At 60.7% G+C, this 19,264-nt stretch carries 17 protein-coding genes; 12 read left to right on the top strand and 5 right to left on the bottom strand.

What is annotated here, in order from left to right; genetic code table 11:
* The first annotated feature begins 64 nt into the window (after positions 1–64).
* Positions 65–2,881 carry a M16 family metallopeptidase gene (locus IG627_RS09995; RefSeq protein WP_193192210.1) on the top strand — a complete coding sequence of 939 codons (2,817 nt, stop codon included), beginning with the start codon at positions 65–67 and terminating at the stop codon, positions 2,879–2,881.
* A 79-nt stretch (positions 2,882–2,960) separates the two neighbouring features.
* Here IG627_RS09995 and IG627_RS09990 read toward each other — a convergent pair whose 3' ends face one another.
* Positions 2,961–3,572: a glutathione S-transferase family protein gene (locus IG627_RS09990; RefSeq protein WP_193192209.1), complete on the bottom strand. Its 612-nt coding sequence runs from the start codon at positions 3,570–3,572 to the stop codon at positions 2,961–2,963.
* A 135-nt stretch (positions 3,573–3,707) separates the two neighbouring features.
* On the opposite strand from IG627_RS09990, the gene IG627_RS09985 reads away from it, so the two are divergent.
* Complete coding sequence (locus IG627_RS09985) at positions 3,708–5,027, top strand: metal-dependent hydrolase family protein (RefSeq protein WP_193192208.1); 1,320 nt, start codon at positions 3,708–3,710, stop codon at positions 5,025–5,027.
* A gap of 138 nt (positions 5,028–5,165) precedes the next feature.
* Here the strand turns inward: IG627_RS09985 and IG627_RS09980 are convergent, their stop codons facing one another.
* Both IG627_RS09980 and IG627_RS09975 read right to left on the bottom strand, forming a co-directional pair.
* Positions 5,166–5,870: an SIMPL domain-containing protein gene (locus IG627_RS09980; protein WP_193192207.1), complete on the bottom strand. Its 705-nt coding sequence runs from the start codon at positions 5,868–5,870 to the stop codon at positions 5,166–5,168.
* Between the two features lie 82 nt (positions 5,871–5,952).
* The gene (locus IG627_RS09975) at positions 5,953–7,116 is read right to left on the bottom strand and encodes an aminotransferase class V-fold PLP-dependent enzyme (RefSeq protein ID WP_193192206.1); all 1,164 of its coding nucleotides are present in this window, start codon (positions 7,114–7,116) and stop codon (positions 5,953–5,955) included.
* Positions 7,117–7,195: 79 nt separating this feature from the next.
* Here IG627_RS09975 and IG627_RS09970 point away from each other — a divergent pair, with 79 nt between their 5' ends.
* From IG627_RS09970 to IG627_RS09955, 4 genes are all read left to right on the top strand, one after another.
* Positions 7,196–7,636 (top strand): VOC family protein, encoded by a 441-nt coding sequence (locus tag IG627_RS09970; protein ID WP_193192205.1) that lies wholly within the window; start codon positions 7,196–7,198, stop codon positions 7,634–7,636.
* Positions 7,637–7,739: 103 nt separating this feature from the next.
* Positions 7,740–8,846, top strand: coding sequence for a patatin-like phospholipase family protein (locus IG627_RS09965; protein WP_193192204.1), 1,107 nt, complete (start codon positions 7,740–7,742; stop codon positions 8,844–8,846).
* Positions 8,843–9,514, top strand: coding sequence for a GntR family transcriptional regulator (locus tag IG627_RS21180; RefSeq protein WP_193192203.1), 672 nt, complete (start codon positions 8,843–8,845; stop codon positions 9,512–9,514). Before IG627_RS09965 ends, IG627_RS21180 begins: the two co-directional genes overlap by 4 nt.
* 2 nt (positions 9,515–9,516) lie before the next feature.
* Positions 9,517–9,825 carry a DUF6122 family protein gene (locus IG627_RS09955; RefSeq protein ID WP_193192202.1) on the top strand — a complete coding sequence of 103 codons (309 nt, stop codon included), beginning with the start codon at positions 9,517–9,519 and terminating at the stop codon, positions 9,823–9,825.
* A 72-nt stretch (positions 9,826–9,897) separates the two neighbouring features.
* Here the strand turns inward: IG627_RS09955 and IG627_RS09950 are convergent, their stop codons facing one another.
* Positions 9,898–10,617 (bottom strand): helix-turn-helix domain-containing protein, encoded by a 720-nt coding sequence (locus IG627_RS09950; RefSeq protein ID WP_193192201.1) that lies wholly within the window; start codon positions 10,615–10,617, stop codon positions 9,898–9,900.
* 400 nt (positions 10,618–11,017) lie between these two features.
* On the opposite strand from IG627_RS09950, the gene IG627_RS09945 reads away from it, so the two are divergent.
* The 6 genes from IG627_RS09945 to IG627_RS09920 all read left to right on the top strand — a co-directional run bounded on the left by IG627_RS09945 (position 11,018) and on the right by IG627_RS09920 (position 18,641).
* Positions 11,018–12,370, top strand: a complete 1,353-nt coding sequence (locus IG627_RS09945; RefSeq protein ID WP_193192200.1) for an aspartate aminotransferase family protein — start codon at positions 11,018–11,020, stop codon at positions 12,368–12,370.
* A gap of 211 nt (positions 12,371–12,581) precedes the next feature.
* The gene (locus IG627_RS09940) at positions 12,582–13,967 is read left to right on the top strand and encodes a glutamine synthetase family protein (protein ID WP_193192199.1); all 1,386 of its coding nucleotides are present in this window, start codon (positions 12,582–12,584) and stop codon (positions 13,965–13,967) included.
* A 318-nt stretch (positions 13,968–14,285) separates the two neighbouring features.
* Complete coding sequence (locus IG627_RS09935; protein WP_193192198.1) at positions 14,286–15,137, top strand: OmpW/AlkL family protein; 852 nt, start codon at positions 14,286–14,288, stop codon at positions 15,135–15,137.
* Positions 15,138–15,382: 245 nt separating this feature from the next.
* Positions 15,383–16,756 carry a glycosyltransferase family 4 protein gene (locus tag IG627_RS09930; protein ID WP_193192197.1) on the top strand — a complete coding sequence of 458 codons (1,374 nt, stop codon included), beginning with the start codon at positions 15,383–15,385 and terminating at the stop codon, positions 16,754–16,756.
* Positions 16,756–17,529 carry a class I SAM-dependent methyltransferase gene (locus tag IG627_RS09925; RefSeq protein WP_193192196.1) on the top strand — a complete coding sequence of 258 codons (774 nt, stop codon included), beginning with the start codon at positions 16,756–16,758 and terminating at the stop codon, positions 17,527–17,529. The genes IG627_RS09930 and IG627_RS09925 overlap by 1 nt, the downstream gene beginning before the upstream one ends.
* Positions 17,526–18,641, top strand: a complete 1,116-nt coding sequence (locus tag IG627_RS09920) for a prenyltransferase/squalene oxidase repeat-containing protein (protein ID WP_193192195.1) — start codon at positions 17,526–17,528, stop codon at positions 18,639–18,641. Before IG627_RS09925 ends, IG627_RS09920 begins: the two co-directional genes overlap by 4 nt.
* On the opposite strand, the gene IG627_RS09915 is transcribed toward IG627_RS09920, so the two are convergent.
* Complete coding sequence (locus IG627_RS09915; RefSeq protein ID WP_193192194.1) at positions 18,570–19,187, bottom strand: class I SAM-dependent methyltransferase; 618 nt, start codon at positions 19,185–19,187, stop codon at positions 18,570–18,572. The genes IG627_RS09920 and IG627_RS09915 overlap by 72 nt on opposite strands.
* Positions 19,188–19,264 lie beyond the last annotated feature (77 nt).

The raw sequence follows: 19,264 nt of genomic DNA, 5'->3' as shown, positions 1-19,264 counted from the left end.
ACCAGCCCCATTTTGTTGCCTACACTTCCCCTCTTGTGAGCCGTTCTTTATCAGGGATAACAACATGGAATTGCGCCAAGTCCTAATCTGCCTGTTTCTCAGTACATTTTTTCTCGCCAGTTGCGGCCAGCCGGACGAAGAGAGTCATCGTGCGCTGTCTGTAGACAAGGAAGCCGCCGCCAGCAGTCGCGCCGCGGCGGCGGACAAGCAGGCCTATGTGGCGGCGCCCAAGCTGGAGATTCCCTTTCACAAAGAAGTGCTGGACAACGGCCTCACGGTGATAGTGCACGGGGACCACAAGGCGCCGGTGGTGTCGATCAATATCTGGTACAAGGTGGGCTCCAAGGATGAGGTGCCGGGCAAGACCGGATTTGCGCACCTGTTCGAACACTTGATGTTCAACGGCTCGGAAAACTATCCCGGCGAATACTTCGAACCTTTCCAGCGCTCCGGTGCCACGGATATGAACGGTACCACCAACAACGACCGCACCAATTATTTCGAAACAGTGCCCAAGGGGGCGCTGGATATGGCGCTGTGGATGGAATCCGACCGTATGGGCCATTTCAGCGGCGCCATCACCCAGGAAGTTCTGGACGAGCAGCGTGGCGTGGTGAAGAACGAGAAGCGCCAGGGGGAGAATGCCCCTTACGGTAAGGCCTTCGATACCATCGCCATCAGCACCTTCCCCCCATACCACCCCTATTCGTGGACGCCGATCGGTTCCATGGAGGACCTGGACAACGCCAGCCTGGAAGATGTGAAAAAGTGGTTTGCGGATTACTACCAGCCGGCTAATGCAATCTTGGTGATCGCCGGCGATATCTCCGTCGAGGAGGCGATGGCCAAGGCGCGGCAGTATTTCGGTGATATTCCCAGTACAGAGGTGCAGCCGCGCCTGAAGAATTGGGAGTTGCCAGCGCAGGTCAACAAACGCGAAATCATCTTCGACCAGGTGCCGCAGACGCGCATCTACAAGGTATGGAATGTACCGGCCATTGGCAGTGAGGAGGAGGATGCTCTCGACCTGATGACTTCGTTGCTGGCAAACCGCAAGAACTCGCTTCTGTACCGACGCCTGGTCCGCGATGAGCAGGTGGCCACAGGTGTGAGTGCCTTCTATTACGGACGCCAGCTGGCCGGACAGCTGGTCATTATGGTAGATGTGAAGCCCGGGCAGCCGCTGGAAAAAGTGGAAAAGCTGCTGGATGCGGAACTGCGCGAATTTGCCAAGGGCGGTGTGAGCACGGAAGAGTTGCGCCGTATCAAGCAGAGCGAGTTTGCCGGACTGGTGAAAGGTCTGGAAAAAACCGGCGGCTTCGGCGGCAAGAGCGATATCCTCGCCCGATCAGAGTTCTATTACGGCGATCCGGGGGCGCTGATTGGCGGCCTGGAGGAGTACGCCAAGGTCTCCGCACTGGAAGTGCAGGATGTGGCCAGCCGCTGGCTCAAGCCGAACAGTTACACGCTGATCGTGAAACCGAAGAAAAAATACTCTTCGGCAGATAAGGGCGTGGATCGCAGCAAGTTGCCGGCGGTGGACAAGACCGTGGAGCTGGAGCTGCCTGAGCAGAAAGCCTTCACCCTGGACAACGGCCTGCCTGTGGTGCTGGCCGAGCGCCACGATACGCCGGCGGTCTTTATGAATCTGCAATTTCGCAGTGGTGCGGCCGCGGACCGCGACAAGCCGGGCCTGGCCTCCATGGCCGCGCAGATGCTGAGCGAGGGGGCGGGGGAGCTGGACGGCCTGGAGTTCAGCGCGCGCCAGGAGGAGCTGGGGGCGAGTATCGGCGCCGGCAGCGGCCTGGACTACAACAGCATTACCTTCAGTGCCCTGAAGACCCAGTTGGAACCGTCGCTGGAGCTGTTTGCCAAGGTGGTGCTGCAGCCGCTCTTCCCGGAAAAAGATCTGGCGCGGGTGAAATCCAATCGCATAGACGCCATCGCTCAGGAAAAGGCCCAGCCCCAGGGGCTGGCCCTGCGCGAATTGCCGCCGCTGCTATACGGCAAGGGACATCCCTACGGATCGCCGCTGACCGGTTCCGGCACCGTCGAGGGCATAGGGGCGATCAGTCGCGATGACCTGGTGCAGTTCCACGAGAACTGGGTGCGGCCGGACAACGCCATGCTGACCGTGGTCGGCGATGTCACCGAGGAGGAAATCAAGACACTGCTGAACAAGGCGCTCGCAGGCTGGAAGGCGCCCAAGTCCGAGTTGGCGCAAGTCCAGGTGCCACAAGTGGAGCGGCCGCAGCGGGCGCGGGTCTATCTGCTGGACCGTCCCGGTGCGGAGCAGAGCTACATCATGGCCGGCCTGGTGATGCCCCCCTGGCAGCCAGAGGGTGCCGAGGCCTTTGACGCCATGGCCAATATTATCGCTGGCAAGTTCACCTCGCGGGTGAATATGAATCTGCGCGAAGATAAGCACTGGTCCTACGGTGCCCGTGCCGTGTCTCTGGATACTGAGGGGCAGCGCCCCTATATCCTGTTTGCGCCGGTACAGACGGACAAGACGGCACCGGCGATCGAGGAACTGCTGAAAGAATACCGCAGTTATCTCGGCGACAAGCCGGTGCGTGAGGAGGAGCTGGCGGACTACCGCGATGACGAAGTGTTGAAGCAGAGCGGGCGCTTCCAAACCAAGGGGCAGTTGTTGTCCAGCATCACCTGGCAGGTCGAGAAGGGGCTGCCGCCGGCGTATATCGCCGAATATCCGCAGCGGGTGGCGGCCCTGACCAAAGACAGCGTCGAGGCCTCGGCGCAGGAGTTCCTGGCACCGGAGCAGTTTACCTGGGTGATTGTCGGCGACCTGGGCAAGATACAGAAGGAAATCGAGGCGCTGGATATAGGACCGGTGGAAGTGTTGCCGTCAGGTGATTAATCCGCTCGTCATGCCGGCGCAGGCCGGCATCCATTGCTGAGGTCGCTGGACCCCGGTCTGCGCCGGGGTGACGACTTAATCAGGCCTTGGCGCTGGGTCTCTCATTCAACTGATCCCGCCAGCGCACCAGATTCGCATGTTTCTCGGCATCCGGCCGCAGCTGCACCACCTTGCCGAAATCCAGGCTGCACAACATGCCGATATCCGCCACCGAGAAATAATCCCCCACCAGGTACTGGTTGTTCGCCAGGTGCCGATCCAGGACATCGAAGAACTTCAGTGCCCGCTTGCCGGCGTCCTCGCCAAAGTCCGGAAATACTGCCATGCGGTCGGCGAAGAAGCCGGAGGTGTGCTGGAAGCACATGCCCACGGCGAGCATCATGTTAAAGTCGGCGCGGCGGGTCCACATTTCCACCAGCGCCTTTTCCTTCGCATCGCGGCCGAACAGCGGCGGTTGCGGCTGCAGCTCCTCGAAGTAACGCTGAATCGCCACCGACTCGGCGATACAGCTGCCGTCATCCAGTTCCAGCACCGGCACCTTGGCATTGACGTCTTTGCTGCGGTACTCCTCGCTCAGGTTTTCGCCCTTGGCCAGGTCCACCGGTACATATTCCATATCGATGCCTTTCTCGGCCAGGTACATGCGGACCCGGCGGCAGTTGGGGGCACTGGCGAATTCGTAGATCTTCATCGGGCATCCTCTCGAATCATCACTTGGCGACGCACCCCTTGGGACTCTTCCCTTGGGTTGGGGGGGCGCTTGGGGTAGATTGTGTAGCTTCAATAAAAACCATACGACTCTAAGTTGGATTTTACGGGTGGGACAATGACAACAAATACCAAACGGGGCAACTTACTCAGTCGCGTCGCCGCGCTGCTGGCTCTTGTTGTGGGCCTCAGCTGTTCCGAGGCACTGGCTGAGGCCACGGCGATATACGCCGGCAAACTGTTCGACAGCGAGAGCGGTGAGATGCTGGAAAATCGCACAATCCATATCGTCGACGGCCGCATAGCGTCGGTGCAGAAGGGCTTTGCCAAGCGCGACCGCGAGAAGCTGGTGGACCTGCGCGATTACACGGTGCTGCCGGGTCTGATGGATATGCACACCCACCTGGTCTATGAGTTCGGCCCGCGCACCTATATGGAGACTTTCACCTGGAACCCGGCGGACTACACACTGCGCGGCGTCGATGCCGCGCGGCGCACCCTGCGGGCAGGTTTCACCACCGTGCGCGACCTGGGCGACAGCGGCAATGTCACCGTCAGCCTGCGCAAGGCGATCGATGCCGGCACCATCGAGGGGCCGCGCGTCTTTACTGCCGGCAAGTCCATCGCCACCACCGGCGGTCACGCCGATCCCACCAATGGTTACCGCCAGGACCTGATGGGCAGCCCGGGTCCGGCGGAAGGGGTTGTGAACGGCGCGGCCAGCGCCCGCGAAGCGGTGCGGCAGCGCTACAAGGATGGCGCCGACCTGATCAAGATCACCGCCACCGGCGGTGTACTGAGTGTGGCCAAGAGCGGCCAGAATCCGCAGTTCATGCAGGACGAACTGGAGGCGATTGTCGCCACCGCCAGGGACTACGGTTTTACCGTGGCGGTGCACGCCCACGGCAAGGAGGGGATCGATCGCGCCATCCGCGCCGGTGTCGATTCCATTGAGCACGGTACCTACATGGATGGCGAGACCATCGAACTGATGCGCCGCAACAACACCTGGTATGTGCCCACCCTGTTGGCCGGGGAGTGGGTTTCACAGAAATCCGCACTGGACGGTTTCTTCCCGGAAATGGTGCGCTCCAAGGCGGCCACCATCGGTCCCTTGATCCAGCAGACCTTTGCCAATGCCTACAAGCGCGGTGTGAATATCGCCTTCGGCACCGACAGCGGCGTCAGCCGCCACGGCGATAATGCGCGCGAGTTCGCGCTGATGGTGCAGGGCGGTATGACCCCGGCGGATGCCATCCGCAGCGCCACCTGGAATGCGGCGAGGCTGCTCAGGGTTCAGGACGAACTGGGAAGTATCAGCGAGGGCAAAAAGGCGGACATTATCGCTGTGGCCGGCGATCCGCTGGAGGATATTTCCGAGTTGCAGAAGGTCCGGTTTGTGATGAAGGACGGCAAGGTTTTTCTGAATGCGGAATGATGACAAACTTTTCTGGAACTAATTTGCACAGTCGAAGGCTGCCCGCGAAGCGGGTGAGGCGCAGGGAGGCGCCTCATGAATGCGGAATGCGGAATGCGGTGCCAATTAATTCCGCATTCCGATTTCCGCATTAAGGAATCACTCCAGCTCGAATACCAGATCCAGATTCACCGTCAGCGTGGTCTCCCCTGGCGCAACCGGTGTCGCCACATCCGCCTTGGCCGCCGCCATCTCCGCGCGCATCATCGGGCGAGGAATGCCGCCGCTGCCGCTTTCGGAAATGCTGACGATACGGCGTACCTTCATGCCCAGTGACTTGGCGTAGGTCTCGGCGCGGACCTGGGCTTTTTGCAGGGCCTGCTCGCGGGCCTCGGCCATTACCGGTTCCGGTTCGCCGATTTCCAGGCTGGGGCCGTGAATCTGGTTGGCCCCGGCGGCTGCCAGGTCATCCAGAATCTTGCCCAGCTTTTCCAGCTCCCGTACCTTGATACTGACGGTGTTGCGGGCGATATAGCCGGTGATCTGCGGCTTGCGATCCTGCTGGTAGTGGTAGCGCGGCGACAGGCTGATACCGCTGGTCTGCACGTCCTTGTCGTCGATGCCGGCTTTTTTGATCGCCTTGATCAATTTATCCATCTGTTCGGCGTTGTCGCGCATCGCCTTTTCGCTGTCCTCGGCTTCGGTGACCATTCCGGCGGAGATATTGGCTACATCCGGCACCTTGCTGGCCTCGCCATTGGCGGAAATGGAGACCAGGGTGCCAGGCTCGCCGGGGTGATCGCTACCGCAGGCGGTGGCGAGTACTGCGAGCAGGGCAATGGCCGATAGTTTTACAACCTTCATGACTTTTTCCTTGTAAGTGACTCTAAAAAAGTGGCCCGATCATAGGCGCTGTTATCTGAACACAAGCTGAGCGGCAGGTTCCCTAGCGGAAAACCTGCCGGTAAGTTTCATTTTCTCCGTGATAAATGGCAAATCCGAGTCGCAGCAGCCGCTGGCGGCGGTCGGACAACACTGCGCGGGATTTCAGCTCCTGCTGCAGCCGCTCCGATTGCTCGGCGGTGCCGCAGTCGAAGGTGAAAAAGTGTCCGTGGCCATTTTGCAGGTCGTGGTAGATCAGGTTGTCCCGGTTCAGCAGAGGGTGATCGACCGCATCCATGGTGTCGAGAAAGCGCTTTTGCGCCGCGAGGACATAGTCGTGGATCCTTTCCACGCTGATGCCCTCGCGCTCGAACAGCTCGAATATAGCCAGGCCTTTGTACAGGGCGGAGTAGTCCATGGTGGCGCCGGCAAAGCGCAGCCAGTTGTCGGCATAGCCGACCCGGTCGGCGCGGTTCTCCAGCTCCGCCAGTTCCGCAAACCAGCCGGTGTTCAGCGGGCGCAGCTGGCAGTTCGCGGGAATGCTCATAAAGCACATTCCCTCGCCGGCACCCAGGTATTTGTAGGAGCCGGCGGTAAAAAATACCTTGTCTGCTATCTCGCCGAGATCGATGGGGCGCGCGAAGAAGGCGTGGTAGCCGTCGATCACCAATTCGGTGCGCGCCGGCTTGCGCCCGGCAATCTGCAACAGCTCTGGAAATACCACACCGGAATCGAAAAACACCTGGCTGGCGTAGGCCAGCTGGTAGTCGCCGCGGTGAAGTTCCTGCTCGAAGCGCTCTGCCAGGGTGGCGTAGGGCTCTTTGGGAATACGGGTCACTTCGACACCGGGGAGCTCATCGAGCCGCTGCAGCTGGCGCGCGAAGCTGTAGAATTCGCCATCGGTGGTCAGGATGCGCAGCGGCCGGCTCAGGTCGAAGGCACTGAGCAACCGGTAGACCAGCTCGTGGGTGTTGGGCGCAATGGCGATGCGGTCCGGGTCCGGCAGATTCAGTGTGCGGGCCACGGCGCCCTGCCAGGCGGGGATCTTCTCCTCGAAAATGGGGCCCCACTTGTCGTCGGCGAGCAGGGCCGAGTCGCGCCAGTACTGTTGCACGGCATCGAGGGTGACGTCCGGCCAGTAGTGGTGGGAGTGGCACGCCATGTGCAGCATGGAAGTCGGGCTGCCACTGGGGGCCTGTAAAAACTGTCGATAGTATTTCTGGTACATTTGGTTCTGGTGTCTGCAATGCGGGTGTTTTATTTTGCTGCCGGCATTGTAGATGGAGACAAAAGGAAGGAGTAGTGCGGTGGAATATCTACATACGATGGTGCGCGTGGCGGACCTGGACGAGTCATTGAAGTTTTATTGCGAAAAGCTGGGGCTGCAGCAGGTCAGCCGCAAGGATTATGACAAGGGTCGCTTTTCGCTGATATTTCTCGCCGCGCCCGGTGACGCGGACAGTGCGCGGGAAAGCAAGTCGCCCTGCCTGGAGCTGACCTACAACTGGGATCCGGAAACTTACACCGGTGGGCGCAACTTTGGCCATCTGGCCTACCGTGTGGATAATATCTATGCGATCTGCCAGCGGCTGATGGACGAAGGCGTCACCATCAACCGCCCGCCCCGCGACGGCCATATGGCTTTTGTGCGCTCCCCGGACGGCATCTCCATCGAGTTGCTGCAAAAGGGTGAACCGCTGGAGCCGCAGGAGCCCTGGGCCTCCATGGAGAATACCGGCGAGTGGTAGACCGGAATATTCCGGGCTTGCGTAGGGTGTGCCGTGCGCACCGGCTGGCCTGGACGGTGCGCGCGGCGCACCCTACGGCTCCGAATTGAGTTAGAGAAGAGTAGTGAAAAGATCCAATTGCGTACTACTGGCCGGCACCTCTGCCGCGAAGCGTATCCGCGAGGAGGGCCTGCGCCAGGAGCAATTCTCGACCCTGGTGGGCGCCTCCGGCGGTCCCAAGTGGCTGGTCATCAGCCAGCTGGACCGGGTGTTGATGGGAGAGTTCTTCAAGGGCCGCAGCCAGCCTGTCGCCACAGTGGGCTCGTCCATCGGCAGCTTCCGCAATATGTGTTACGCGATGGAGGATTCTCTCGGCGCGCTGGAGCGCCTTGAGTTCGGCTATATTCACCAGACCTATGACTCGGGCAGACCGACGCCGGTGGAGATCACCGCGGCGGGCGAGAAGATATTGCGGGACGCGCTGGGCGGCGAGGGCGCGCGCCAGGTGGCGAACAGTCCCATCTGGCACAGCCATTTCGTGACGGTGCGTGGTCGCGGGCCCCTGGCCAGTGAAAGGCGCGCGTTGCTGGCGCCGGCGCTGCTGGCTTCGGCACTGGCCAACGCCATGTCCCGCCACAGCCTGCGTGTTTTCTGGGACAGGGTGGTTTTCCATAACGGTGACAGCGCCAGCGTACACTTCGACAGCCTGCGCACCGTCAATACGCGGCTGTCAGAGGAGAATGTCTGCGACGCGGTACTGGCCAGCGGCTCCATCCCGCTGGTAATGGCCGGTGTGCAGAACCCCCACGGCGCGCCCGCCGGCAACTACCGCGATGGCGGTATCACCGATTACCACTTTGACCTGCGTTTCGGACACCCGGAGGGGCTGGCGCTCTATCCGCATTTCTTCCCCTATATGGTGCCGGGGTGGTTCGACAAGAGCCTGTTCTGGCGCCGGGTCCGGGGCGGGGACATGCAGAACACTCTGCTGGTGTCGCCGTCGCCGGCCTTTGTTGCCCGGTTGCCCTACGGTAAGATTCCCGACCGCAACGACTTCTATAAGCTCAGCACCGAAGAGCGGCTGAAGTACTGGAACAGGGTGGTGGATATGAGCAGGCAGGTAGCGGATGACTTTTACGAGCTGTGGCAGACCGGCGCCGTTGCCGATCACCTGATCGAGGTGGGCTCAGAGGATATTCCCCACAAGCTGTCACGGGTAACCGCAGCGTGAGTAATGCACAGGAGTTCAGCGCGCCCCAGGAGGAGTACCGAACCACCCAGGAGCGGGTCTACTACCAGGTGCGCGACGCCATCTTGCGCGGCAAGTTTCTGCCCGGCCACGCGATCACCATCCGCGGCCTGGCCGCAGACCTGGGCTGCAGCCCCATGCCGGTGCGCGAGGCATTGCGCCGACTCACTTCCGAGAGGGCGCTGGAGCTGTCCGACACCCGGAGGGTGACGGTACCCACCATGACCCCGGAAAAACTGGCGGAAATCTGCGCGGCGCGGGTGGCGCTGGAGTGCCAGGCGGCCGCACAGGCGCTGCCCTATGTCGGTCCGGAGGAGCTGGACCAGTTGCGCCAGTTGGACGGGCGGGTCACTGCGGCCCTGGCGGACAAGGACATAGAGGAATATGTCACCGCCAACCTGGAGTTCCACTTCACCCTCTACCGCCTCGGGCGGCCCCATATCATCCTGTCGCTGATCGAGAGCCTGTGGCTGCAGACGGCGCCACTGCAGCACCTGGTATTCCAGCGTTTCGGCGTGCAGGAGCTGCCCGACCGCCACCAGGACCTGATCGATGCCATCGGTTCCGGCGACGCGGAGAGCGTGCGCACCGCCATCCGCCAGGATATCGAAGAGGGCCTCGGCTCCATCTCCGCAGAAGAACTTCTATAAATATGTTCAGTTACATCCACATCGCCCTGCACCTGCTGGTGCCGCTGGCCATCGCCTGGTTTTGCTTCCGTGCCGACTGGAAGAGGGCGGCGCTGATCATGCTCGCCGCCAACCTGGTGGACCTGGATCACCTGCTGGCCAGCCCCATCTATGATCCCGGCCGCTGCAGTATCAACTTCCACCCGCTGCACAAGATGCTGCCGATTTCCCTCTACGGCGCCATGATGTTCCTGCCCTGGAAACCGGTGCGCTATCTGGGTATCGGGTTGATCACCCATATGCTGCTGGATGCGCTGGACTGCGGTATCTGATTCTGTTTCCAGGGTTCCCCGGCGATTCGCTGGCTCCGCGCGGTGAGACTGCCGCCGCGAGCCGTCCGGGCACTACCAGCGGCGGCTGACAAAGAAAGCGCCCATGGCGCCGGCCAGCAGCATGGCGCCAAAGCTGATACTCGTATAGAAGGCGACGGGGATCGCAGCAGTGCGATCACGCCCTACAAAGGCAAAGCGACGCAGCTTTCCCTTCTCCTCGACGTCATAATACGCGCCCAGGTATTGGGGGGATCGAATTTGCTTGTAGTCCAGCCGGGCAAACAATGGATGCTGCCGGATGTGCTCCCTGTATGCCACGTTTTGCATGCGAGGGACAAAGCTCCGATACTCAGGCATTTCGGCAAACAGAAACGGCGGTTCCCCCTGCTTGATCCAACCCTTGGATTCGTACAGAAAGGTACCGACCTTGGCGTCCTTAATAACTGTGCCGTAGGCCGTTAACGCCGAACCCACCATCAGGGCCAGCAACCCCGCAAGCAGCCACGAGCGCCGGGTCCGTTCACTACGTTTTTTGTGATTGACAATTAAATCGCGCACCTGAGCTATGTCTTTCAGCTTGTGCAGCTCGGTATCCGTCACCTGTTGGCCAACAGCGGCCATGTCGAATTCGTAGGCCTGCATCAGCTTGTCGAAGCTCTCGGGCGAGGGGACGGCCTTATTGTTTTCCAGCTTGGACAAATAGGACTGTTCGATGCCGATCTGGGCTGCGGCCTCAGGCTGAGTCCAGTTTTTCGCCTCGCGCTGGTTTTTGATAAATTGGCCAAACGTCATGGGCATATCCTTATATCTGTTTGAAAATCAAACGAATTCTTTTGTATTCATGTCGGGAAAGCGAGATGAATATCGGGCCATACAAAGGAATTTCCAGATTTTGGCGGGTGATGCAAGCATTTTTCAAATCACACAACTGTCATCTCCCGGTCGAGGCGGCAACCGATTGCAAGGCCTTAACAGCTGGCACTGGTGTTCTCTCCGGATGACCCTCTCCCTCTGGCCCTATACTCGGCAGCCCGGGAAAGAGAGGAGCTATTCCGTCGAGCCCTGCCCCGGAATCTACAATCCCTATTGCGTATCCGGCTCGGCTCACACTAAAATGTGATCACATTTTGCCGTCGCCTCTGGCCTGGACGTCTGCGACAGGGCCAGGGGCGGTTTCATCAGGAGCGAGACCATGAACAAGAGTCAACTGCAACAACACGACCGCGAGCACCTGCTGCACCCCTTTACCGACTTCCACGACCTGGGCAAACAGGGTACCCGTGTGATCACCAGCGCCGACGGCGCCTATATCTCCGACATCGACGGTCACCGGATGCTGGACGGCATGTCCGGTCTCTGGTGCTGTAACCTGGGTTACAGCCGCAAGGAAATCAGCGACGCCATCTACGAGCAGCTGAACAAGCTGCCTTTCTACAACAGCTTTTTCCAGTGCACGACCGTACCCTCCATCGAGCTGGCGGACGCCCTGGCGGAAGTGACGCCGGCGGGCATGAACAACGTGTTCTTCACCGGTTCCGGTTCCGAAGCCAACGACACCAACCTGCGCCTTATCCGCCGCTACTGGGACCTGCAGGAGAAGCCCGAGAAGCGCATCGTCATTTCGCGCAAGAACGCCTACCACGGCTCCACCATCGGCGGCGCCAGCCTCGGCGGCATGAACGGCATGCACAAGCAGTTCCAGGGGCTGGACTATATCGAACATATCCAGCAGCCCTACTGGTTCGGCGAGGGCGGTGACATGTCCCCGGAGGAGTTTGGTGTCCAGGCCGCCCGTGCGCTGGATGAAAAAATCCAGGAGCTGGGCCCGGAAAAGGTGGCCGCGTTTATCGCCGAGCCGATCCAGGGCGCCGGCGGCGTGATCATCCCGCCGGAAACCTACTGGCCGGAAGTGAAAAAGGTGCTGGACCAGTACGAAGACATACTGCTGGTGATGGACGAAGTGATTTTCGGCTTCGGTCGCACCGGCGAGTGGTTCGGTGCCGACTACTACGGCATGCAGCCGGATCTGATGACCTTCGCCAAGGCGGTGACCAACGGCTACTTCCCGCTGGGCGGCACCATGGTCAGCGACCGCGTGGCGGACGTGATCAAGGCCAAGGGCGGTGAATTCACCCACGGCTACACTTACTCCGCGCACCCGGCGGCCTGTATGGCCGGCCTGGCGACCATCAATATCCTGCGCAACGAGAAGATCATCGAAAACGTACGCGATGTTACCGGCCCTTACCTGGCCAAGCGCTGGGCTGAGCTGGGGGATCACCCGATTGTCGGTGAGGCCCGCAGCCTGGGCCTCGTGGGTGCGCTGGAGCTGGTCAAGGACAAAGGCAGCCGCGCGCGCTTCGACGATGACTGCACCGCCGGTGGTATCTGCCGCGATATGAGCATCAAGAACGGCCTGGTGATGCGCGCCACCGGCGACACCATGATCATCGCGCCGCCGCTGATCCTCACCACCGAGCAGGTGGACGAGCTGGTGGAGAAGGCGCACCGCGCGCTGGACGACACGGCCAAGGCGTTGGCGTAATATTCTCGGGTCCCGGACTCGGGAAAATGAACCGAAATTTGATGCGAAGGTCCTGATACCGCTGGCTGTTTGCGGGGCCTTATGAGGCAGGGATGCCGATTAGAGCGTACAGGGATGTATTCACAGCGCGTCCCGCAAACAGCCAGCGGTATCAGGACCGCCACGGACACATCAAGGGGCCCCGAATCCGGGATCCCGGTAAAGGCAAACTATGTCTCAGGAAAAAGAATTTATACCGCTACCGGAACTGCTGGAAAAATCGCGCCAGGTCCTCGCTGAAAACCCCGATCTGAAATGGATCGAGGGCTTTATGTTCGATATCAACGGTGTTCCCCGCGGCAAGTGGCTGCCGGCGGATTCGGCGGAAAAGCTGCTGAAGGGCAGCCTGCAGATGCCGCGCAGTGCCGCCAGCCTGGATATCTGGGGGCGGGATATTGAAAACAGTCCGCTGGTATTCGCCAGCGGCGACAGCGATGGCATCTGCATCCCGGTTTCACCCATCTGCCTGGCGCCCTGGCACCGGGAACAGACGGCACAGCTGCATATGCAGCTGCACGAGGCGGACAGCTCGCCGCTCTACGCCGATCCCCGCACCCAGTTGCAGGGCGTGGTCGCAAAACTAAAGGAGCTCGGTTACACCGCGGTGTGCGCCACCGAACTCGAGTTCTACCTGCTGCGCGAAGAGGCGGACCACCTGGCGCGGCCGCGTCCGGTCAGCGACAACGATGCCGAGCTGGTGCCGTCCACCGATGTCTACGACCTCTCGGAGCTGGACGCCCAGCGGCATTTCTTCGCCGATGTGCGCGCCGCCTGTGAAGAGCAGGGCATCCCGGCGGATTCCGTCCTGTCCGAGTGCGCGCCGGGGCAATTCGAGATCAACCTGCTGCACAGCGCCGACCCGGTGAAGGTCGCCGACCAGACACTGCTGTTCAAGCGCCTGCTGAAGGGGGTGGCGCGCAGTCACGGCTTCCGCGTCAGCACCATGGCCAAACCCTTCGGCGACCAGGCCGGCAATGGCATGCACGTGCATATGAGCCTGATCGACGACAGCGGCAAAAATGTCTTCGACGACGGCAGCGAGCAAGGCTCCGAGCTGCTGCGCCAGGCAGCCGCCGGCATGCTGGCCACCGCCAATGACGCGATGGCCTTCTTCGCGCCGCACAGCAATTCTTACCGTCGTTTCCAGGAGAGTTCCCACGCGCCGCTCAACCTCTGCTGGGGCTATGACAACCGCACCACCACCCTGCGAGTGCCGGCCAGCAATCCGGAAGCGCGGCGCATCGAGCACCGCATCGCCGGCGCCGATGTGAATCCCTACCTGGTGCTGGCAGCGATCCTCGCCGGAGTCTGCCACGGTATCGAGAACAAGCTGGAGCCCCCGGCGCCGGTTGAAGGCGATGCCTACCAGGTGGAGAGCGAGCAGTTGATCAACACCTGGAGCGACGCATTGAAGCGCTTCGAGAAGAGTCCCCTGTGGCAGAAATACCTGGATCCGCGCTTTGTCGAACTCTTCCTGCTACTGAAGCGCCAGGAACTGGCGGAGATAGGTGCGCGCGTGACCGATGTGGAGTACCAGAGCTACCTGCACCGGGTGTGACCCTATCCACAGAGGGGCGGCACTTGCCACAACTACTCGACGGCTTTGGCGACAGGAATCGCAGGCGGGGATAAACATTTGCTATACCTAGGTTAAGCGCGTAACGCGCTTGAGACTCTCCTCCTGAAAGTGTGTTCGAGAAATCTGGCCCGCCATTTGGCGGGCATTTTTTTTGTCCGGCAACACACTGTCGGAATATATTTCCCCAGATCCGCTCTCTAATTGGTACGCCTTGCTGCATGTTGAAAAAGCCCACCTATACTGGAAGTAACCGCAACTGCGGCGAAGGAGCTTTTCAGCGTTACAAGGAGTTACCCCATGAGATTGAAGTCCCTCCTAATCCCCATGGCACTGGCGGGATACGCCGGCTTCGCCGCCCAGCCGGCCCTGGCGGGCCCATCTGGTTATCCAGTACAGCAGCCATCACCGGGAATATATACCGCTGGAACCGTCATGTTGCGTGTCGGCGCCTCGTATGTAGAGCCGGACGATAACGTCTTTTCTGGAACCCAGGTATTCAGCGTGGCTGATCCCGCGATCGAAAACCCGGTGGCGAGTGATTTTGTAAATGTCAACGTGTTTACCGACGTGGACCTGGATGATGATACTACCTGGTATATCAGTGGCGTTTGGTTACCGATTGAGCACCTGGGGATAGAGCTCTACTTAAGTGCCGACGCCAATCTCGATGCAACACTCACTTCAATTGCCAGTACCGGAGGCAGTTCCTTTGGTAGCTTCTCCCAGGGGGTCGGCGATTTCGATACCTATACCACCAGTCTTTTCGCAAACTGGTATCCGATGAGCCCCACCTGCCTGATTCAGCCCTACGTCGGTCTGGGTGTCAGCTACGTCGATATCGAGCAGGAGTTTTTGCGACCGGTTTTCCGCGATCAATTTGGTGAATTCGGTTTGCTGGATTTCGGCAGCGATTTCACCTGGACGGCGCAGGTCGGTGTGGATTTCAATTTCGGCCGTGACAACGGTTGGCAGATCAACGCCTCCGCGATGTATGTGGATGCCGAACCGGACATCTACATCGGTTACGACACCGAGACACTGGTGCCCGGATTCAGTGATTCCATCATCCTGCCAGTGCGTGTACGCGATGAGCTGGACATGAGTCCCTGGATGTTCAATCTGGGCGTGGGCTATCGCTTCAGCTTTTAATCCACCCGCTGCATCTCGCGAGGCAGGTGAGGGGCCCGGGCCGCTCACCTGCTTTTCTGTGCGTGTTGAAAATATGTCACTAAGCGGCAGGATTGCCGCTTAGTACGGCTGAAGGCTGCCCTAAGGGCGAGGGCTACGGATGGAGCAATCAACGTGAACTGATTCTGTCTGGCAGTCATTTCTGCGCCAGTGTATTCTTCGCAGTTTCCAGCCTCCGGTAATAGAACAACACAGATGGGGAAGTCATGACCGCCTCGGGCAAGGGTAGAGAGAGGAATTGTACGGGCGGCCCATCGGTCGCGCCGCCGCAGCCACTGAAGTCGCGACCACTGAGAATTTGCCTGCTGGGCTATCGCAGCCATCCTTACTGTGGGGGGCAGGGGGTCTATCTCCACTATCTGAGCAAGGCGCTGGTAGAGGCGGGTCACACGGTGGATGTTATCTCCGGGCAGCCCTATCCGGTACTGGACCCGCGCGTAAAGCTGATTGAGATGCCGGGGCTGAACCTGTTTGAGGAAGAGCGTCCCACGCGCGCGCTGAAATGGCGTCACCTGCTGTCCTGGACCGATTTCTTCGAGTGGTGGGGCAAGCTGACCGGCGGTTTCGCCGAGCCCTACACTTTCGGCCGCCGCGCGGCCAGGTACCTGCGCGAGCATGGCTGCCACTACGACATAGTGCACGACAACCAGTCCCTCTGTTATGGCCTGCTCGATATCGAAAAAAGTGGATTGCCGGTTGTGGCCACCATTCACCATCCGATTACCCGCGACCGGCAACTGGCCCTGGACGCGGCGCCGGACTGGCGTTACCGGCTGCTAGTGCGCCGTTGGCACAGCTTCCTGGGGATGCAGATCAGGGTTTCGCGCAGACTGCGCAATATTGTCACTGTCTCGCGCCAGTCAGAGCGGGATATTGTCGAACAGTTCGGTGTGGATCCGCAGCAGATCCAGCTGATCTACAACGGTATAGACACGGATCTGTTCAAGCCGCAGCCGCAGGTAGTGCGCAAGCCGCTGCGTATCATGACCACCGCATCTGCCGACCAGCCGCTCAAGGGGCTGCGCTTTTTGCTACAGGCGCTGGCGGAGCTGCGCCAGCGCCATCCTGGACTCGAGTTGCTGGTAGTCGGGCGCCTTCAGGAAGGCGGCGCCACAGAGCAATTACTGCACGAGTTGCAGTTGCAGGATGCGGTGCGTTTTGTATCCGGTATCTCCAACCAGGAGCTGGTGGAGTACTACGCGAGCGCAAGCGTAGTGGCCTGTCCGTCCCTGTATGAGGGGTTCGGCCTGCCGGCCGGTGAAGCCATGGCCTGCGGTGTACCGGTGGTATCCAGCGATGGCGGCGCCTTGCCGGAAGTGGTGGGCGATGCTGGTCTGGTTGTGCCGGCGGGAGACTGTGTAGCGCTGGCGCAGGCGCTGCATAAGTTGCTATCCGATGAGTCCCTGCGTCAGGATTTGGGGCGCAAGGGCCGGGAGCGTATCGAGCAGCAGTTTTCCTGGCGCCTGGCGGCGGCACACCTGGTGGATTATTACCGCCGGATTCTCGGCGAACCGCGGGTCAGGTCGCTGCCGCGCGTTGCGACACGCACCGAGGCCTCAAGTGGCGCGGAGGCAGCCTGATGATTACTGTCGAACTGCGCAATCTGAATCTGCAGGCTGGGCAGCGAGTGCTGGATCTGGGTTGCGGCGAGGGGCGCCACGCAATCCACTTGCTGGTGTCCGAGGCGGTGGATGTGGTAGGTATCGATCTGAGTATCGACGATGTGCGCACGGCCAGTGAGCGCGCCAAGCCATTTGTGGGTGAGCCGCAAACGCCGGGGCGGTTGCTACTCGGGGTCGGCAACGGCTTGCAGTTGCCTTTCGCCGATAATAGCTTCGATGTGGTGATCTGCTCCGAAGTCCTCGAGCATATCCTGGACTACCGCGGTGTCCTTGCGGAGATAGATCGGGTACTGAAGCCCGCGGGTATCTTCGCCGCGAGTGTACCGACCTTTTTCCCGGAGTGGGTCTGCTGGCAATTCAGCGACGAGTACCATCAGGTGGAGGGTGGCCATATCCGGATATTCCGCGAGCGCGAACTGCGCAACAGTATCGAAAGCCTGGGACATCAGTACTTTGCTCGCCACAAGGCGCACGCCCTGCACGCACCCTTCTGGTGGCTTAAGTGCCTGCTTTGGAGCAAGCCGGAGTCGCGTCTCCTCGCGGCCTATCATCGCCTGTTGGTCTGGGACCTGATGCAAAAACCACTGCTGACCCGCGCACTGGAAAAACTACTGAACCCGATTCTGGGCAAAAGCATAGTGCTCTACTTTGTCAAACCGCAGTCGCCCCCGGATGAGCCCCGGAAGTATGGGCAGGAGACAGCGGCAGTGGCAATGGAGGTGCAGTCTTGAGCGATCTGGCACTTCCCGCACTGTCCGGCAATGCGCTATTTCCCAGCGGTTTTTTGCGCGCCAGTGCGGGCTATATTCTCTCGCGGCAGCAGGCAGACGGTGCCATTCCCTGGTTCGACGGCGGCTATGCGGATCCCTGGGATCACGTTGAGGCGGCGATGGGGCTCAGTATTGCCGGTGAATACGCCGCGGCAGAAAAGGCGTACGGATGGCTGGCCGATATCCAGCTCGCCGACGGCAGCTGGTGGGCGGCATACAAAGACGGCGAAGTGCACAACCGCGAGCGCCGCGAGAGCAATTTCGTGGCCTATATCGCCACCGGTATCTGGCATCACTACCTGATCGAAGAAGATAAAAACTTCCTGCGCCGCTACTGGCCCATGGTCGAGCGCGCAGTGGAGTTCGTGCTGGCGCTGCAGACGGGGCACGGTGAGATTCACTGGGCGGTCGACGGTGACGGCCGGCCCAAAGAGGATGCGCTGATTACCGGCTGTTCTTCGATATACAAGAGCCTGGAGTGCGCCATCAATATTGCCCATTCCCTGGGCCAATCCCGCCCGCGCTGGATTGAGGGCAGGGCGCAGCTGGGTCGGGCACTGCGGGAGAAGCCCGAGCGCTTCGATCGCACCTGGGAGAGCAAGGCGCGCTTTTCGATGGACTGGTTTTATCCGGTGCTGACTGGTGTCTTCTCCGGCAGCGCGGCGCGCGCGCGACTGCAGAAAAAATGGGATGAATTTGTCGTGGCCGGGCTCGGCTGTCGCTGTGTCAGTGATGAACCCTGGGTGACAGTGGCGGAATCCTGCGAGCTGACCATGGCACTGGTGGCGGCCGGAGAGCGCAGTCGCGCGGCGAAACTCTATCGCGCACTGCACCGCTGGCAGGATGGGGACGGCGGCTACTGGACCGGTTACGTTTACCGCGACAAGGCGATCTGGCCGGAGGAGAAACCCACCTGGACGGTGGGCGCCATGCTGCTGGCGGCGGACGCGCTCGCCGGGCTGACGCCGGCGAGCGGGCTCTTTACATCCGTGCGACTGCTGTCAGATCCGGCGCAGAATACCGAGGGTGTCGACTGTCTCCACCAGCTCGAACTGAGCGGAAGCCAGGGCTAGCTTGTAAATATCATAGGGCGCCTGGCCGCCATCGGCCGGGTCTGGAAAAATATCGTGAATGGCGAGGTAGCCGCCCGGCACTATATGGCGGGACCAGCTGCGATAGTCCGTCATCGCGGCTTCCAGTGAATGGCCGCCATCGATAAATACCAGGCCCAGGGGTGTATTCCAACAGCGCGCGGCAACGGCCGAGGGGGCGACGACGGGTACCACCCAGTCCTCCAGCTGCGCAGCGCGCATATTCGCGCGGAATGTACGGAAGCTGTCCATCAGCTGGGCGCGATCATCGAAGAGGTCCGGATCGTGGTATTCCTCCCCGGGCTGGTGCTCTTCGGAACCGCGATGGTGGTCCACGGCAAACAGTACGCTGTCGGTCAGTTTGCAGGCAGAGGCGAGGTAAACGGTGGACTTGCCGCAGTAGCTGCCGACCTCGAGGCTGGGGCCCAGGGCGCTGGCTTCGGCGGCCAGATGATAGAGTGCCTCTCCCTCGTGGGCAGCGAGAAATCCCTTGATGGTGTGGATGTCGATGGGCAGTTTGAGTGACATGAATTACCGCTCGTTCTTTTCGTGGCGCAAACAGTAAACCGCCGCCTCCAGAAATGCAATTGAGTGCGGTGTACGTT

This window comes from Microbulbifer taiwanensis (genome assembly GCF_014904815.1).
In the GTDB taxonomy this organism is placed as follows: domain Bacteria; phylum Pseudomonadota; class Gammaproteobacteria; order Pseudomonadales; family Cellvibrionaceae; genus Microbulbifer; species Microbulbifer taiwanensis.
The sequence above is the reverse complement of the archived record's forward strand: the minus strand, read 5'-3'. Positions and strand labels throughout refer to the sequence as shown.

What these genes read in the sequence shown, in the direction of transcription:
- IG627_RS09995 (WP_193192210.1), top strand. Translation starts at nt 65, where the DNA reads ATGGAATTGCGCCAAGTCCTAATCTGCCTGTTTCTCAGTACATTTTTT.
- IG627_RS09990 (WP_193192209.1), bottom strand. Translation starts at nt 3,572, where the DNA reads ATGAAGATCTACGAATTCGCCAGTGCCCCCAACTGCCGCCGGGTCCGC.
- IG627_RS09985 (WP_193192208.1), top strand. Translation starts at nt 3,708, where the DNA reads ATGACAACAAATACCAAACGGGGCAACTTACTCAGTCGCGTCGCCGCG.
- IG627_RS09980 (WP_193192207.1), bottom strand. Translation starts at nt 5,870, where the DNA reads ATGAAGGTTGTAAAACTATCGGCCATTGCCCTGCTCGCAGTACTCGCC.
- IG627_RS09975 (WP_193192206.1), bottom strand. Translation starts at nt 7,116, where the DNA reads ATGTACCAGAAATACTATCGACAGTTTTTACAGGCCCCCAGTGGCAGC.
- IG627_RS09955 (WP_193192202.1), top strand. Translation starts at nt 9,517, where the DNA reads ATGTTCAGTTACATCCACATCGCCCTGCACCTGCTGGTGCCGCTGGCC.
- IG627_RS09950 (WP_193192201.1), bottom strand. Translation starts at nt 10,617, where the DNA reads ATGACGTTTGGCCAATTTATCAAAAACCAGCGCGAGGCGAAAAACTGG.
- IG627_RS09945 (WP_193192200.1), top strand. Translation starts at nt 11,018, where the DNA reads ATGAACAAGAGTCAACTGCAACAACACGACCGCGAGCACCTGCTGCAC.
- IG627_RS09940 (WP_193192199.1), top strand. Translation starts at nt 12,582, where the DNA reads ATGTCTCAGGAAAAAGAATTTATACCGCTACCGGAACTGCTGGAAAAA.
- IG627_RS09935 (WP_193192198.1), top strand. Translation starts at nt 14,286, where the DNA reads ATGAGATTGAAGTCCCTCCTAATCCCCATGGCACTGGCGGGATACGCC.
- IG627_RS09930 (WP_193192197.1), top strand. Translation starts at nt 15,383, where the DNA reads ATGACCGCCTCGGGCAAGGGTAGAGAGAGGAATTGTACGGGCGGCCCA.
- IG627_RS09925 (WP_193192196.1), top strand. Translation starts at nt 16,756, where the DNA reads ATGATTACTGTCGAACTGCGCAATCTGAATCTGCAGGCTGGGCAGCGA.
- IG627_RS09915 (WP_193192194.1), bottom strand. Translation starts at nt 19,187, where the DNA reads ATGTCACTCAAACTGCCCATCGACATCCACACCATCAAGGGATTTCTC.